The sequence below is a fragment of the Pseudoalteromonas sp. S558 genome (assembly GCF_005886635.1).
In the GTDB taxonomy this organism is placed as follows: Bacteria; Pseudomonadota; Gammaproteobacteria; order Enterobacterales; family Alteromonadaceae; genus Pseudoalteromonas; species Pseudoalteromonas aliena.
On sequence record NZ_PNDU01000367.1, the window covers coordinates 1 to 811 of the forward strand.

At 36.7% G+C, this 811-nt stretch carries 1 protein-coding gene; it reads left to right on the plus strand.

Annotation, left to right across the window (positions count from 1 at the left end; genetic code table 11):
- Positions 1–310 precede the first annotated feature (310 nt).
- Positions 311–754: an REP-associated tyrosine transposase gene (locus tag CWB66_RS19440; protein WP_138586645.1), complete on the plus strand. Its 444-nt coding sequence runs from the start codon at positions 311–313 to the stop codon at positions 752–754.
- Positions 755–811: the final 57 nt, after the last annotated feature.

Below are 811 nucleotides of genomic sequence, written 5' to 3' on the forward strand. Positions count from 1 at the left end.
CGACGAGGAGGATGCTGGCGTATAAAAACGCAGTTTTTAAATTGGTTAATATTTAGAAGCTGCGCTTCTCGCGTGAGCAAGCTCTACGCCTACAAGAAATGCGTTCCATTATTTGCTATTACTTGTAGACGCGCAGCTTGCTGGCGTATAAAAACACAGTTTTTAAATGGTTAAGTAATTAGAAGCTGCGCTTCTGCTGTGAGCAAACCCTACGCCTACAGCAATATATTTACCTCAGCGCTATAAAATATAACTTGTTGAACAGCACGTTTTATCTATATTTATAAAAAACCCAATAAATTAAAATTTTATGTATTCCTCTAAAAAATTATTAACAGGGCGATACACTTCAAAAAGCCACTTTTACTCCATAACAATATGCACAAACCAAAGAGCTCTGTTATTTAAGAGCTTTGAAAATGCTTGTATCGCTGCACGAAGCTTGCTTTATATGCAAAATAAGGTGAATACGGTTTGTTATACGTTAATGCCAGATCATCTACATTGGTTATTTCAATTAAATGATTTACCTCTTGCTGAGGTTATAAAACAATATAAAAGCATTACCACCGTAAAAATAAATAAGTTTAATTGTTCTAGTGGGAAGGTTTGGCAGCAAGGCTACTTTGAGCATCAACTCAGAAGTGAAGAGGATTTAATTAACCAAGCCCGCTATATTGTTGCAAATCCTTTACGGGCAAGCCTTGCAAATGAGGTTGGTGAATACCCATTTTGGGACTGTGTATATTTATAATGATGAGTTTGGGTATTAGAAACTTCGCTTCTCGCCTGAGCAAGCTCTACGCCTACA